Source organism: Polaromonas jejuensis NBRC 106434 (genome assembly GCF_001598235.1).
In the GTDB taxonomy this organism is placed as follows: domain Bacteria; phylum Pseudomonadota; class Gammaproteobacteria; order Burkholderiales; family Burkholderiaceae_C; genus Polaromonas; species Polaromonas jejuensis.
The window spans coordinates 208,757-222,012 of record NZ_BCYO01000006.1 but is presented as its reverse complement, the minus strand read 5'-3'; the positions used below and the strand labels follow the sequence as shown (position 1 = coordinate 222,012).

Annotated in this window: 14 protein-coding genes; 8 read left to right on the top strand and 6 right to left on the bottom strand. The window is 62.7% G+C overall.

Going from position 1 to position 13,256, the window contains the following annotated elements; genetic code table 11:
* Window positions 1-22: 22 nt before the first annotated feature.
* Window positions 23-1,204 (bottom strand): methionine adenosyltransferase, encoded by a 1,182-nt coding sequence (gene metK / locus PJE01S_RS10035; protein WP_068833314.1) that lies wholly within the window; start codon window positions 1,202-1,204, stop codon window positions 23-25.
* A gap of 173 nt (window positions 1,205-1,377) precedes the next feature.
* Between metK and PJE01S_RS10030 the strand changes: the two genes are divergently transcribed.
* Together PJE01S_RS10030 and PJE01S_RS10025 are read left to right on the top strand one after the other, a co-directional pair.
* Window positions 1,378-2,226 (top strand): lysophospholipid acyltransferase family protein, encoded by an 849-nt coding sequence (locus PJE01S_RS10030; protein ID WP_068833312.1) that lies wholly within the window; start codon window positions 1,378-1,380, stop codon window positions 2,224-2,226.
* Window positions 2,223-3,119, top strand: coding sequence for a lysophospholipid acyltransferase family protein (locus PJE01S_RS10025; RefSeq protein WP_084389447.1), 897 nt, complete (start codon window positions 2,223-2,225; stop codon window positions 3,117-3,119). Before PJE01S_RS10030 ends, PJE01S_RS10025 begins: the two co-directional genes overlap by 4 nt.
* A gap of 69 nt (window positions 3,120-3,188) precedes the next feature.
* Here PJE01S_RS10025 and PJE01S_RS25890 read toward each other — a convergent pair whose 3' ends face one another.
* From PJE01S_RS25890 to yihA, 3 genes are all read right to left on the bottom strand, one after another.
* Window positions 3,189-3,431: a hypothetical protein gene (locus PJE01S_RS25890; RefSeq protein WP_245660712.1), complete on the bottom strand. Its 243-nt coding sequence runs from the start codon at window positions 3,429-3,431 to the stop codon at window positions 3,189-3,191.
* Window positions 3,432-3,433: 2 nt separating this feature from the next.
* A complete protein-coding gene (locus PJE01S_RS25885; RefSeq protein ID WP_245660710.1) occupies window positions 3,434-3,682 on the bottom strand; it encodes a hypothetical protein in 249 nt (82 codons plus the stop codon).
* 291 nt (window positions 3,683-3,973) lie between these two features.
* Window positions 3,974-4,714 (bottom strand): ribosome biogenesis GTP-binding protein YihA/YsxC, encoded by a 741-nt coding sequence (gene yihA, locus PJE01S_RS10015; RefSeq protein WP_084389446.1) that lies wholly within the window; start codon window positions 4,712-4,714, stop codon window positions 3,974-3,976.
* A 197-nt stretch (window positions 4,715-4,911) separates the two neighbouring features.
* Here yihA and PJE01S_RS10010 point away from each other — a divergent pair, with 197 nt between their 5' ends.
* From PJE01S_RS10010 to msrQ, 5 genes are all read left to right on the top strand, one after another.
* Entirely contained in the window at window positions 4,912-5,547 is a 636-nt protein-coding gene (locus PJE01S_RS10010) for a c-type cytochrome (RefSeq protein ID WP_068833310.1), read from the top strand.
* Between the two features lie 180 nt (window positions 5,548-5,727).
* Entirely contained in the window at window positions 5,728-7,902 is a 2,175-nt protein-coding gene (locus PJE01S_RS10005) for a cytochrome c biogenesis protein ResB (RefSeq protein WP_068833308.1), read from the top strand.
* Window positions 7,899-9,296 carry a c-type cytochrome biogenesis protein CcsB gene (gene ccsB, locus PJE01S_RS10000; RefSeq protein ID WP_068833306.1) on the top strand — a complete coding sequence of 466 codons (1,398 nt, stop codon included), beginning with the start codon at window positions 7,899-7,901 and terminating at the stop codon, window positions 9,294-9,296. Before PJE01S_RS10005 ends, ccsB begins: the two co-directional genes overlap by 4 nt.
* 87 nt (window positions 9,297-9,383) lie before the next feature.
* Window positions 9,384-10,391 carry a protein-methionine-sulfoxide reductase catalytic subunit MsrP gene (msrP, locus tag PJE01S_RS09995; protein ID WP_068833304.1) on the top strand — a complete coding sequence of 336 codons (1,008 nt, stop codon included), beginning with the start codon at window positions 9,384-9,386 and terminating at the stop codon, window positions 10,389-10,391.
* The gene (gene msrQ / locus PJE01S_RS09990; protein ID WP_068833302.1) at window positions 10,391-11,050 is read left to right on the top strand and encodes a protein-methionine-sulfoxide reductase heme-binding subunit MsrQ; all 660 of its coding nucleotides are present in this window, start codon (window positions 10,391-10,393) and stop codon (window positions 11,048-11,050) included. The genes msrP and msrQ overlap by 1 nt, the downstream gene beginning before the upstream one ends.
* A 154-nt stretch (window positions 11,051-11,204) precedes the next feature.
* Here the strand turns inward: msrQ and lysA are convergent, their stop codons facing one another.
* Window positions 11,205-12,488 (bottom strand): diaminopimelate decarboxylase, encoded by a 1,284-nt coding sequence (gene lysA / locus PJE01S_RS09985; RefSeq protein WP_068833300.1) that lies wholly within the window; start codon window positions 12,486-12,488, stop codon window positions 11,205-11,207.
* A gap of 182 nt (window positions 12,489-12,670) precedes the next feature.
* Window positions 12,671-12,892: an LPS translocon maturation chaperone LptM gene (gene lptM, locus PJE01S_RS26285; protein WP_084389445.1), complete on the bottom strand. Its 222-nt coding sequence runs from the start codon at window positions 12,890-12,892 to the stop codon at window positions 12,671-12,673.
* A gap of 12 nt (window positions 12,893-12,904) precedes the next feature.
* On the opposite strand from lptM, the gene cyaY reads away from it, so the two are divergent.
* Entirely contained in the window at window positions 12,905-13,240 is a 336-nt protein-coding gene (gene cyaY / locus PJE01S_RS09980) for an iron donor protein CyaY (RefSeq protein ID WP_068833298.1), read from the top strand.
* Window positions 13,241-13,256 lie beyond the last annotated feature (16 nt).

Here is a 13,256-nt window from a genome sequence, read left to right as displayed (position 1 = left end):
TCAGACCAGCTGCCTGCCGGGCCTAGCGCCCGGCCGCTGCGCGCAGCGTCTGCGCTTTGTCGGTGCGCTCCCAGGTGAATTCGGGTTCGTCGCGGCCAAAGTGGCCGTAGGCGGCGGTTTTTTCGTAGATCGGGCGCAGCAGGTCCAGCATCTGGATGATGCCCTTGGGGCGCAGGTCGAAGTGCTGGTTCACCAGCGCGGCGATCTGTTCGTCGGGGATCACGCCCGTGCCTTCGGTGTAGACCGTCACGTTCATCGGGTGCGCCACACCGATGGCGTAAGCCACCTGGATCTGGCACTGCTTGGCCAGGCCGGCCGCGACGATGTTCTTGGCGACGTAGCGGGCTGCGTAGGCGGCGGAACGGTCCACCTTGCTGGGGTCCTTGCCGCTGAATGCGCCGCCGCCGTGCGGGCAGGCGCCGCCATAGGTGTCGACGATGATCTTGCGGCCGGTCAGGCCGCAATCGCCCTGCGGGCCACCAATCACGAAGCGGCCGGTCGGGTTGATCAGGTATTTGGTTTCCTTGAGCCACTCTTTGGGCAGCACCGGCTTGATGATCTCTTCAATGATGGCTTCGGTGAACGAGGCCTTCATCTTGTGCTGGGTTTCGCTCTGGTCGGGGCTGTGCTGGGTGGACAGCACCACGGTGTCTATGCTGTGCGGCTTGCCGTTGACATAGCGCATGGTGACCTGGCTCTTGGCATCCGGGCGCAGGAAGGGCAGGCGGCCGTCCTTGCGCAGCTGGGCCTGGCGCTCGACCAGGCGGTGCGCGTAATAGATGGGCGCGGGCATCAGCTCGGGCGTTTCGTCGCAGGCGTAGCCGAACATCAGGCCCTGGTCGCCGGCGCCGATATTCAGGTGGTCGTCGCTGGCGTGGTCCACGCCCTGGGCGATGTCGTTGCTCTGCTTGTCATAGGCCACGAGCACGGCGCAGCCCTTGTAATCGATGCCGTAGTCGGTGTTGTCGTAGCCGATGCGCTTGATGGTGTCGCGCGCAACCTGGATGTAGTCGACATGCGCGTTGGTGGTGATTTCACCGGCCAGCACGACCAGGCCGGTGTTGGTCAGGGTTTCAGCGGCGACGCGGCTGAGCGGGTCCTGCTTGAAGATGGCATCCAGGATGGCATCGGAAATCTGGTCGGCGACCTTGTCGGGATGGCCTTCAGAGACGGATTCGGATGTAAAGAGAAAATCGTTCGCCATTGCGTACACTCCAGTAAGTTTGTCGGCGCGTTGCCGGCTGGGGTGCTTCGGCGAACGCTTTAGCAGTTTGGTTTAATGTCGCCCTGCAAGTAGTTCAGTAACTCGGCGACAGGGGCAATTATAGTGATTCTTTCAATGGACGCTTGATACCTGCCGTCCCCTAATCCCTCTCCATGCGCTGGTTATTCCGTTTTTTTTCCTGGTGGCCGCTGGCTGCCTTGCACGCCCTGGGCGGCGCGTTGGGCTGGCTGGTCTGGTCGCTGAGTCCGCGCTACCGTGCGCAGTTTCGCGCCCATGTGGCGCAGGCCGGCCTGCCGTTTGTGCTGGCCCGACCGGCAATTGCCGAAGCCGGGCGTTTTGTCGCCGAGCTGCCCAAGCTGTGGATGCGGCCATCTTCGCAGTCATGCCTGGCCAATGTCCAGGTCGAAGGCCGGCTTCATGCCGAGCAGGCCTTTGCGCGGGGCCAGGGGGTGATTTTCTTTGGTCCGCACTGCGGCAGCTTTGAGTTGGGGCCGCAGGCGCTGGCCGAGCTGTACGGACCCATCACCGCCATTTACCGGCCAGCCCGCAAGGCCTGGCTGGCCCGGCTGGAGCGGATCGCCCGCAACCGCGCCCATCTCACGGTGGTGCCCGCCAGCCTCAACGGCATACGCCTGATGAACAAGGCCCTGAAAGCCAACCACGCGGTGGCGATGTTGACGGACCAGGTGCCGCCGGAGGGCCTGGGCATCTGGGCGCCTTTTTTTGGCCGGCCCGCCTACAGCATGACGCTGGCGGCGCGGCTGGCCCTGCAAAATGGTGCGGTCTTGCTGCCCGTGAGCTGTGAACGGCTGTCGAGTGGCCGGGGTTATGTTCTTAAAATCTGGCCGGCGGTGACGGGGCTGGAAAGCGCTGGAAAATCCGACATGCTGCACGCCGTCACCCTGATCAACCAGGCCATTGAGGCCATTGTGCTGAGCCAGCCCGGCCAATATTTGTGGGGCTATGCGCGCTACAAGACACCCCGCAAGGAAGCCCTTTGAAACCTCCCCGTCAGTTGCTCAGCGATCTCATCACCCGCGCCGGCATTGCTTTCATGCGGGGGCTGTCTGTTTTGCCGCTGTCCTGGATCCGCTCGCTTGGCGTGGTGTTCGGCTGGGCCCTGTATGCGCTGGTAGGTTCGCGCCGGCGCGTGGTCCTGACCAATCTTTCCCTGTGCTTTCCGGAACGCTCCGAGGCCGAGCGGCGCAAGCTGGCCCAGCAGACCTTCATCTATTTTGCGCAAGCCTGGCTGGACCGCGCCTGGCTGTGGCATGCGCCCGAGGCGCTGGTGCAGCAGCGCGTGCAGCTGACGGGTGCCGTGCAGGAGCTGGCCGGCAACGAGCCCACGGTGGCCTTCGTGCCGCATTTCATGGGCATGGATGCCGCCTGGGGCGGGGTGGCGCGGCGGGTGCCCCGGGTGTCGACCACCATTTACACGGACCAGTCCAACAAGCTCGTCGATGAATGGATTCTTAGGGGCCGGCAGCGCTATGGCAATATGCGCCTGTTTGGCCGGGTGGACGGCGTGAAGCCCATCGTGGCGGCGGTGCGCGAGGGCCAGCCCCTGTATTTGCTGCCTGACATGGACTTTGGTCCTGACGAGTCCGTGTTCGTGCCGTTTTACGGACTGCCGACGGCGACCGTACCCTCCCTACCCCGCTTTGCCAGGCTGGGCCGGGCCAAGGTCATTGTCGTGCTGTCGCGCATGACCGCCACCGGCTATGTGGTGGAGATACTGCCGCAATGGAAGGATTACCCCAGCGATGACCTGGTGGCCGATACCGCGCTGATGAACGCCCGCCTGCAGGACTACATTGCCACCATGCCGGCGCAGTACTACTGGGTGCACAAGCGCTTCAAGACCCGGCCCGAGGGCGAGGCCGCGCTGTATTGAGCCGGGTGGGGGCCTGGATTTTTAAGCGGCTTTTTAGTGCTCTGGCCCAGGTGGCACGGGCGCAGGCAGCTATCTAATCAATAGCAAATCAGCGCTTCCACCGGGCACTGAGCGCAAAAATTCCTGAAGATAGCGGGCGATTCGTTCGGGTTGCTCGTGCACGATCCAGTGCGTGGCGCCATCCACGCGCCGCAGGCTCATCCGCGGCACAAAGTCGCTCAGCCCGTCCAGCAGGGCCGGTGGCAGGGCGGTGTCGTCGGTGGCCCAGATCACCGGCGTGGGCAGGTGGACTTCAAGCCTTGCCCGTGGCATCGTCACAGTGGCGGCCGCCGGGTCGTTGTACGGTGGCCCGGGCCGGGGTGGGCGCAAGGGAGAGGCCCGGAGTCATTGAGCGGACCCGTCAAGCCTTGAGCCCACACCGCCCGGTATTGCGCCTTGACGGCTTCAGTGAACCACGCGTGCGGACCGTCCGCCGCACCCATGTTCATGAAAAATGCCCAAAGCCGACGGAAGTCGTCCTCGGCCAGCAGCGCTTCGGCATCGGGGCGGACCAGGAAATTCATGCAGGCACTGGCGGCCTGCTGAGCGGGGGACTGTTGCAACTCGCGCAAAAAAGTGCCTGAGTGCGGGGGGGTGATGATGGCCCGCTTTTTCAGGCGGGGCGGCTGCGCCAGGTTCCAGGCGCCCGCGCTGCGGCATGACCGCGTGATGCCGTGCGGCAAGGCCCGCCCACTGGTCTCAATTGCTTTGCTATGTTTTTGATAGCTGTCTACGCGCTTCACTCTTGGAGCTCAAGCCTGTTTTCTTGAGCGTCGGCGGCGTGGCGGTGGCCCCTTGTGCGTGGCGTCCCGGGCTCAGGATTCGGCGACGGGCCCGGTTGGGGCCTCGGCCTTCGGTGGCTTGAGCGCTTTTTCGGGGGGATGCGCCCAGTCCCACAGATGTTGGGCCACTTCTTCGACACCCTTGCGCTTCAGCGAGGAAAACAGCTTGACGTCACCGCCGCCCGCCTGCAGCTTGACGATCTGCAGCGCCTTGGCCGCCTCGGTTTTATTGAGCTTGTCTGATTTGGTCAGCAACACCAGGAACTTGAGCCCTTCCTCCACCCGTGGCCGGATCACGTCGAGCAGGATTTCGTCGAGCTCCGTGAGACCCAGGCGCGGGTCGCACAGCAGCACCACCGCCTTGAGGTTGTCGCGGGTCTGCAGGTAATTGCCCATCACCTGCTGCCAGCGGTACTTGGCTTCCTTGGGGACCGCCGCGTAACCATAGCCCGGCAAGTCGGCCAGCACCGCGTCGGTCACGCCCTGCTTGCCCAGGCTGAACAGGTTGATGCTTTGCGTGCGCCCCGGGGTTTTGGAGGCAAACGCCAGGCGGTGCTGCTGCGTCAGGGTGTTGATGCAGGTGGATTTGCCGGCGTTGGAGCGGCCCACAAAGGCAATTTCGGGCACCTCCACGCGGGGCAGGTGTTTCAATTCGGGCGCCGTGGTCAGGAACTTGGCCGTGTGCAGCCAGCCCATGGCGATTTTTGGGTCGGGCAGGGCGGTGGCGCCTGCGGCTGGCGGGCTGGATGAGGTTGCGGAGGTGGCTGGCGTCATGATCGGGCGGTCCCTGGAGGTCGGTTGCACGCGGGTGGCGTGCGGGGAAGAGGGCGTCGGGGGCGTCGGCCATCGGGGTATCGGTAAGGGCCGGTGGCTGGCTACCGCGGCAAGACCCGAATAATGGGAACTGCCTCCAAGCCATTGTAAAATCAGAAAGTTATAAGTTTTGTGCGCCAACCAATTAAAACCCCGATATGAAGCTGTTCGCTACTTCCCTACTGGCCGCCATGTTGGCCGTGCCCGCCGTGTCGTCATTTGCTGCCGGCGAGGCTGCACCCGCCAAGGTGGCGAAGCCAGATCTGGTCAAGGGCGAAGCCAGCTTCACGGCGGTGTGTGCCAGCTGCCACGGCGCCGATGGCAATTCGGGCACGCCAGCCAACCCCAAGCTGGCCCAGCAACATCCTGAATACCTGGTCAAACAGCTGCAGGAATTCAAATCCGGCAAGCGCAAAAACCCCATCATGCAGGGCTTTGCCTCGGCGCTCTCCGACGAGGACATGAAAAACGTCGCTTACTGGGTCACCTCGAAAAAGGCCAAGCCCGGTTTTGCCAAGGACAAGGAACTGGTCGTCCTCGGTGAGCGCATTTACCGCGGCGGCGTCGCCGATCGCCAGATTGCCGCCTGCGCTGGCTGCCACAGCCCGACCGGTGCCGGCATTCCTTCGCAGTACCCGCGCCTGGGTGGCCAGCATGCTGATTACACCACCACGCAACTCACGGCCTTCCGTGATGGCGGCCGCCAGAACAGCATCCCTATGACCCAGGTCGCCGCCAAGCTCAATGACCGCGAGATCCGCGCGCTGGCCGACTACATTGCCGGCCTGCGTTGAGCGAAAGGCCTGGCCAGAGAGGGCAAACCCTATTTCTTCGCCGAAAATGCCTGCAGATCGTCCGCGGTATTGAACCCAAGCCTCTAAAACCAATCACACAAGGCGGGTCTTTCTGATGAAAGCCCGCCTTTTTCTTTTTTTGTCCACACTTCAGACCGCACCCCGGGTCCCATTTCACGCATGACAGTTTCCACCGAAGGTATGAAAGTCAACCGGGGCTCCCGCGGTCTGCAGGCGTTTGTGGAGCTGCTGTCTTCGATGCGGTTTTCGATTTCGCTGCTGACCGTCATCTGCATCGCGTCGGTCATCGGTACAGTGCTCAAGCAGCAGGAGCCGCTGGGCAATTATGTGAACCAGTTCGGACCGTTCTGGGCGCAGGTGTTCAGCCTGGTACGCCTCAATACGGTGTACAGCGCCTGGTGGTTTTTGCTGATTCTGGCCTTTCTGGTCGTCTCTACCTCCCTGTGCATTGCCCGCAACACACCCAAAATCCTGTCCGACCTGAACCACCTCAAGGAAAACGTTCGCGAGCAAAGCCTCAAGGCCTTCGGCCACCGCGCTGAAAGTGTGCTGGCCGAGTCGCCCGAAGCGGCGGCGCACCGCATCGGCCAAACGCTGGTGCAAAGCGGCTGGAAGGTCAAACTGCAGCAACGGCAGGCGGGCTGGATGGTGGCGGCCAAAAAGGGGTCCGCCAACAAACTGGGCTACATCGCGGCGCACAGCGCGATTGTGCTGGTGTGCGTGGGCGGCCTGCTCGATGGCGACATGATGGTGCGCGCCCAGATGTGGCTGGGCGGCAAGTCCACTTACACCGGCGGCGGACTGATTTCCGATGTGCCCGCGCAATACCGCCTGAGCGATCGCAATCCCACGTTCCGCGCCAATCTGCTGGTCGCCGAAGGCACGCAGTCCAGCACAGCCATCCTGAACCAGCCGGGCGGCGTGCTGCTGCAGGAGTTGCCGTTTTCGATCGAGCTCAAGAAATTCATCGTCGAGTACTACTCGACGGGCATGCCCAAGCTCTTTGCCAGCGACATCATCATCCACGACAAGGAAACCGGCGACAAAGTCCCGGCGCGGGTGGAGGTCAATCACCCGGCAAACTACAAGGGCGTGGAGATTTACCAGTCCAGCTTTGACGATGGCGGCTCCAGCGTCACGCTCAAGTCCGTGCCCATGGCGGCGGCCGCCAGGCCTTTTGAAATCCAGGGCACGATTGGCGGCACCAGCAGCCTGACCAATGGCGCGGAAAAACTCACGCTGGAATACACCGCGCTGCGCGTCATCAACGTGGAAAATTTTGCGTCGTCCGGCGGCACGGGCGGCGGCTCGGGTACGGATGTGCGCAAGGTGGATTTGCACCAGGCGATTGATTCGCGCCTGGGCTCCGCCAACAAGACCACGACGCAAAAAGAGTTGCGCAATGTCGGCCCCAGCGTGAGCTACAAGCTGCGCGATGCTTCCGGCCAGGCCCGCGAATTCAACAACTACATGCTGCCCGTCAAGATGGATGCCGGCATCAACAGCCCGGCCATGTTCCTGATGGGGGTGCGGGAAAATCCCGCCGATGGCTTCCAGTACCTGCGCGTTCCCGCCGACGATGAAAGCAGCATGGACACCTTTCTTCGGGTGCGTGCGGCGCTGGCCAATCCGGCGCAGCGCGAGCTGGCCGTCAAACGCTATGCCCGCCAGGCCATTGGTCCTGATCGCCCGGACCTGGTCCGGCAGCTTGAAGCCTCGACCTCGCGTGCGCTGGCGCTGTTCGCCGGCGAAGGTGACGGCGTCACGCCCGCCGGCAGCGGCAAACCGGTCGCGGGTTTGCAGGCCATTTCCGACTTCATGGAAGCCAACGTGCCGGAGGCCGAGCGCAACCGCGCCGGCGAGGTGCTGATCCGCATCCTCAATGGCGTGCTGTTTGAGCTGACCCAGATGACGCGCGCCCAGGCCGGCCTCAAGCCGCTGGGGCAGGACGAGAAAACCCAGGCCTTCATGTCCCAGATGGTGTTGAGCCTGTCGGATGCTCACCATTACCCGGCGCCCATGGCCTTTGAACTCAAGGACTTCACGCAGGTCCAGGCCAGCGTGTTCCAGGTGACACGCACACCGGGCAAAACCATTGTGTACCTGGGCTGCGGCTTTCTGATCCTGGGCGTATTTGCCATGCTCTATGTGCGCGAGCGCCGCGTCTGGGTCTGGCTGGCGCCGCGCGCTGGCCATACCGATGCCGGCGGTTCGGTGCCAGAATCGGCGGGAAGCAGCCACGCCACCATGGCCTTGTCCGCCAACCGTAAAACCATGGATGGCGACAAGGAGTTTGAGATGTTGAAAACGAAACTGTTGCAAGCGCCCTTATGAACACTTCCACCATCAACACCACGACGGTCAACACCACCACTCTGACGGCAGGGCGCACCACCACGCTCAGCCTGAACCAGGGCTATTTCGCCCGGCGCAACGCGCTGGACTGGGGGTTCGCTGCGCTGGTAGCGGGCGGCTTGCTTTATGCCTTTGCCCGCTACGGCGCATTCATGGATGTGTACGAAAAGGGCATCCTGCTGGCCGCCATTCCGGCGGCGATTGCCATGGGCTGGTTCTGGCGGGCTCTGCGGGTGCTGATGCTGGTTGTCACCGCTTTCGCCTTGCTCGGCATCTGGTCTTACCAGGGCGAGCTGGCGCGCTCCGAGCAGGTGTTCTGGCTCAAGTATTTCCTGTCCAGCCAGTCGGCCATCCTGTGGATGAGCATGCTGTTTTTCATGAGCACGATTTTTTACTGGCTGGGCATGTTCGCCGGGAATAAACCGGTCAGCGGCGCTTCAAGCCATAGCGCGACGCTGGAGTCGCTGGGTTCCAAGATCGCCTGGGCGGCCGTCGGCATGGCACTGATCGGCACACTGGTGCGCTGGTACGAAAGCTACCTGATTGGCGCCGACGTGGGCCATATCCCGGTCAGCAACCTGTACGAGGTGTTCGTGCTGTTTTGCTGGATGACTGCGACGTTCTATCTCTACTTTGAATCGCAGTACAAGACCCGTGCGCTGGGCGCCTTCGTGATGCTGGTGGTCAGTGCCGCCGTCGGCTTTTTGCTCTGGTACACGGTCATTCGTGAGGCGCATGAAATCCAGCCGCTGGTGCCGGCCCTCAAAAGCTGGTGGATGAAGCTGCATGTGCCGGCCAATTTCATTGGCTACGGGACGTTCTCCCTGGCGGCCATGGTGTCCTTCGCCTACCTGATCAAGCAGCAGGCTGGCGAAACCCGCTGGTACAGGCTCACGCCGATCTGGCTGCTGGGCGTGGCGCTGTGCTTTGTGCCCATCGCGTTTCGCCAGCGCGGCATCGCGGAAGCCGGTGGCGGCTACTGGGTCGGTTACGCCACGATTTCGGCGCTGATTGCCGCGGGCATACTGCTGGGTCGCCGGCGCATCGCGGCACGTCTGCCCAGCCTGGAGGTACTGGATGACGTGATGTACAAGGCGATTGCCGTGGGCTTTGCCTTCTTCACGATTGCTACGGTGCTGGGTGCGCTGTGGGCTGCGGAGGCCTGGGGCGGTTACTGGAGCTGGGACCCGAAGGAGACCTGGGCCTTGATCGTCTGGCTCAACTATGCGGCCTGGCTGCACATGCGGCTCATGAAGGGCCTGCGCGGCACCGTCGCTGCCTGGTGGGCGCTGGCGGGACTGGCCGTGACCACCTTTGCCTTTTTGGGCGTCAATATGTTCCTGTCGGGCCTGCACAGTTATGGAACCTTGTAGCGGTGAAGTGAGTCCTTGTGATTGAATCCATGCAAGAAGAGGCTGCGTACCCACACTGACCCGTCACAGGATTCCAAGGATTTCACCATGCTCATCAAGTCCAAGGCCAATGGCTTTGACCACCCGGTTCCCAGCGAAATTACCCCCCAGGGCGTTTACCAGGGCCGCCGTGAACTGATCAAATGGATGGCCGCCGGTGCCGCGGGCGCGGCGCTGGCCGGCTGGGCGGGCCGCCAGGCCTTGGCGCAAACCATGCAAGGCATACAAAGACCGGGCAAGCAGGCGGCACTGGCCGGCGGCAAATCGGCGCTGGCCGGCGCGGTGACCATGGAAAAGATCACCGACTACAAAGACGCGACGAACTACAACAACTACTACGAGTTTGGCACGGACAAGGCCGACCCCGCCAAAAACGCCCACACGCTGGTGACCAAGCCCTGGTCGGTCGCGGTGGAAGGCCTGGTCAAGCAGCCCAAGACCTACACGCTGGAAGACCTGCTCAAACTCAGCCCGCAGGAGGAGCGCATTTACCGCCTGCGCTGCGTCGAGGGCTGGTCCATGGTGATTCCGTGGGTGGGCTACTCGCTGTCTGAACTGATCAGGAAGGTGGAGCCGCTGGGCAGCGCCAAATACGTCGAGTTCGTGACCCTGGCAGACCCGAAAACCATGCCTTATGTCGGCTCGCGCGTGCTGGACTGGCCTTATGTCGAGGCCTTGCGCATGGACGAAGCCATGCATCCGCTGGCCTTGCTGGCCTTTGGCATGTACGGCGAGGTGCTGCCCAACCAGAACGGCGCGCCGGTGCGCATGGTGCTGCCCTGGAAATACGGTTTCAAGAGTGCCAAGAGCATCGTCAAGATACGTTTCACCGACAAGGAGCCCCGCACGGCCTGGAACAAGGCGGCGGCCAATGAATACGGCTTTTACTCCAACGTGAATCCGAATGTGGACCATCCGCGCTGGAGCCAGGAAACCGAGCGGCGCATTGGCGAGGACGGGCTGTTCGCCAAAAAACGCAAAACCCTGATCTTCAACGGCTATGAGGCGCAAGTTGGCCAGCTTTACGCCGGCATGGACCTCAAGAAGAACTTCTGATGCGTAGCTGGATGGTGGGGCGCCAAAAGCTGTTGCTGCACCCGGCAACAAAGCCCGTGTTGTTCATCATTTGCCTGCTGCCTTTTGCCTGGCTTTTTTACCGGGCATTTGCCAACCAGCTGGGCGCCAACCCGGCCGAGGCGCTGATCCGTGCCACCGGCGACTGGACCTTGCGCTTCATCTGCATTGTGCTGGCCATCACACCGCTGCGGGTGATCAGCGGCACGCCCACGCTGGCGCGCTTTCGCCGCATGCTGGGCCTCTTTGCCTATTTTTATGTGCTGCTTCACCTGCTGAGCTACAGCTGGTTTGACAAGGGTTTTGATGTGGCCGATATCGCCAGGGACATCGTCAAGCGGCCTTTCATCCTCGTCGGGTTTTCCGCTTTTGTGCTGCTGACGCCGCTGGCCGCGACCTCCTTCAATGCCGCCATCAAGGCCATGGGCGCCAGGCGCTGGCAGTGGCTGCACAAGCTGCTCTACCTGATTGCCGCTCTGGCGCTGTTGCATTTCTTCTGGATGCGTGCCGCCAAGAACAACTTTGGCGAGGTGATCGTCTATGGCGTCATCATCGCCACGCTGCTGGGATGGCGGGCATGGCACCGCTGGGGACGCAGCCCGCGCATGGCGGTGCCGGGCGCCGCGGCCAACGTTCGCTGATGAAGGCCTGAATGCTCCTGAATAAGGAGCTGCTGCCGCTTGCTGTATAAGCGCTAGCGCCATTTTTCTCTTGAATTTCAGGCATCGGAAACCTGCCGTGCCAGGGGCTGGCAGGCTAGGTTCCCTATCTCAAGCCCATGCCGATACCCTGTGTTCAGGGCAGCAGGGCTTCGCCCCGGAAGGTGTCCGCCGCGGTTTCGCGCGCACGGATCAGGTGGGCCGTCTGGCCATCCACCAGCACCTCGGCGGCGCGGCCGCGGGTGTTGTAGTTGCTGGACATGCTCATGCAATAAGCCCCGGCCGACATGACGGCCAGCTGCTCGCCGGCGGCCACGGCCAGCGCGCGGTCGTGGCCAATCCAGTCACCGCTTTCGCACACCGGACCTACCACCTCATAGGTGGTCGTGACAGCGCCAGCGGCAGCCTGGGTCAGGGGCACGATGGCATGAAAGGCCTGGTACATGGCCGGGCGCGGCAAGTCGTTCATGGCGGCGTCGACGATGCAGAAGTTCTTTTGCTCGCCGGGCTTCAGGTACAGCACCTCGGTCAGGCAGATGCCGGCATTGCCGACCAGCGAGCGGCCCGGCTCGATCATCAGCTTCTTGTCGCCATAGCCGCGCGCGTCCAGTTTGGCCAGCAGTTGCTGCCACAGCACGTCGGCCTCGGGTGGGGTTTCGTTGTTGTAATTGATGCCCAGTCCGCCGCCAAAATCGATGTGCGCCAGGGCAATGCCGGCGGCCTCAATGGCGGCCACCAGATCCAGCACCCGATCCATGGCGTCGAGGTAGGGCGTGGTGTCGGTGATTTGCGAGCCGATATGGCAATCGATGCCGACGACTTCCAGGCCCTTTAGCGAGGCGGCGTGCCGGTAAACCCGCAGGGCGTCCTCATGGGCCACGCCGAACTTGTTGTCCTTGAGGCCGGTGGAGATGTAGGGATGCGTTTTCGGGTCGACATTGGGATTGACGCGTATGCTCACCGGCGCGCGCAGCTGCATGCTGCTCGCTACCTCTGACAGCACATCGAGCTCGGCTTCGCTTTCCACATTGAAACAGCCAATGCCCGCCGTCAGCGCCTGGCGCATTTCGGCGCGGGTTTTGCCTACGCCGGAAAAAATAACTTTCCGGGCCTCGCCGCCAGCGGCCAGTACGCGCTCCAGCTCACCGCCCGACACGATGTCAAAGCCGCAACCGGCCCGGGCAAATACCTGCAGCACGCCCAGGGATGAGTTGGCCTTCATGGCGTAGCAAATCTGTGCATGGCGCCCGGCAAAACCCCGCTGGTAAGCGGCTAGCGCCGACAGCATGGCCGCTTTCGAATAGACAAACAGCGGCGTGCCATGGGCTTGGGCCAATTCGCTGGCGCGCATGTCTTCGGCAAAAAGTTCGTTGCCACGGTACGAAAAATGGGGGTGGCCGGGAAGCGTCATGGGTGTCATGGGTAGAGGTGTTGGAACGGTCTGTTTGGTTCTGGGTATCTTAGTGAGCGTCCCGCCTGCGGGCCATGCCCGATTGAAGGTCGTCACCAGCGGCCACCTGCAGATTCAAGCTTCAGGCGCTGCGATAGCTGGAATTTAGCGGTGGCAAGCGAGCCGGGACCGCCTGCGGGGCACGGAGGTGTTCAGCGCGGGGCTGAAGCCGGGGGCGCCGGCGCGGCCACGGCTGGGGGCGCGGCAGGCGTGGTGGTCGCCAGCGCTGCCGGCACTTTGGGCGGTACGGGCAGGAAAAGGGGCCCTTTTTGGCCGCAACCTGCCAGCGCCGCGGCGCCAACCACAACAGCAACAAGGCCATGCCTCAAGGCGACCGGGCGCAGGCGGCCTAAAATTTGAAGTGAAAAAACCATAACAGGATTGTAATGACGGACCTTGAATACCAGGACCTGGCCGAGAGCGCGCTCAAGGCAATCGAGACGGGCTGCGACCGCATCAATGAGAAGACCGATGCGGACATCGACAACCAGCGGACCGGCGGCATGATCACGCTGACCTTTTCAAACCGCAGCCAGATCGTCATCAACTTGCAAAAACCGCTGCATGAAATCTGGATGGCCGCCAGGGCGGGCGGATTTCACTATAAATTCGATAGCGGGAAGTGGGCTGATACCAAGGGCTCCGGCGAGTTTTTTGCCAATTTGTCGCGCTACGCCAGTGAGCAGGCCGGCCAGCCTCTGGTGTTCAAGCCGCCTGCCTGAGGCGTCAACAAAAAAG

Bases quoted from the DNA above. Each gene is read 5' to 3' on its own strand.
- metK (WP_068833314.1), bottom strand. From the start codon at position 1,204: ATGGCGAACGATTTTCTCTTTACATCCGAATCCGTCTCTGAAGGCCAT.
- PJE01S_RS10030 (WP_068833312.1), top strand. From the start codon at position 1,378: ATGCGCTGGTTATTCCGTTTTTTTTCCTGGTGGCCGCTGGCTGCCTTG.
- PJE01S_RS25890 (WP_245660712.1), bottom strand. From the start codon at position 3,431: ATGCCACGGGCAAGGCTTGAAGTCCACCTGCCCACGCCGGTGATCTGG.
- PJE01S_RS25885 (WP_245660710.1), bottom strand. From the start codon at position 3,682: ATGAATTTCCTGGTCCGCCCCGATGCCGAAGCGCTGCTGGCCGAGGAC.
- yihA (WP_084389446.1), bottom strand. From the start codon at position 4,714: ATGACGCCAGCCACCTCCGCAACCTCATCCAGCCCGCCAGCCGCAGGC.
- PJE01S_RS10010 (WP_068833310.1), top strand. From the start codon at position 4,912: ATGAAGCTGTTCGCTACTTCCCTACTGGCCGCCATGTTGGCCGTGCCC.
- PJE01S_RS10005 (WP_068833308.1), top strand. From the start codon at position 5,728: ATGACAGTTTCCACCGAAGGTATGAAAGTCAACCGGGGCTCCCGCGGT.
- ccsB (WP_068833306.1), top strand. From the start codon at position 7,899: ATGAACACTTCCACCATCAACACCACGACGGTCAACACCACCACTCTG.
- msrP (WP_068833304.1), top strand. From the start codon at position 9,384: ATGCTCATCAAGTCCAAGGCCAATGGCTTTGACCACCCGGTTCCCAGC.
- msrQ (WP_068833302.1), top strand. From the start codon at position 10,391: ATGCGTAGCTGGATGGTGGGGCGCCAAAAGCTGTTGCTGCACCCGGCA.
- lysA (WP_068833300.1), bottom strand. From the start codon at position 12,488: ATGACACCCATGACGCTTCCCGGCCACCCCCATTTTTCGTACCGTGGC.
- lptM (WP_084389445.1), bottom strand. From the start codon at position 12,892: ATGGTTTTTTCACTTCAAATTTTAGGCCGCCTGCGCCCGGTCGCCTTG.
- cyaY (WP_068833298.1), top strand. From the start codon at position 12,905: ATGACGGACCTTGAATACCAGGACCTGGCCGAGAGCGCGCTCAAGGCA.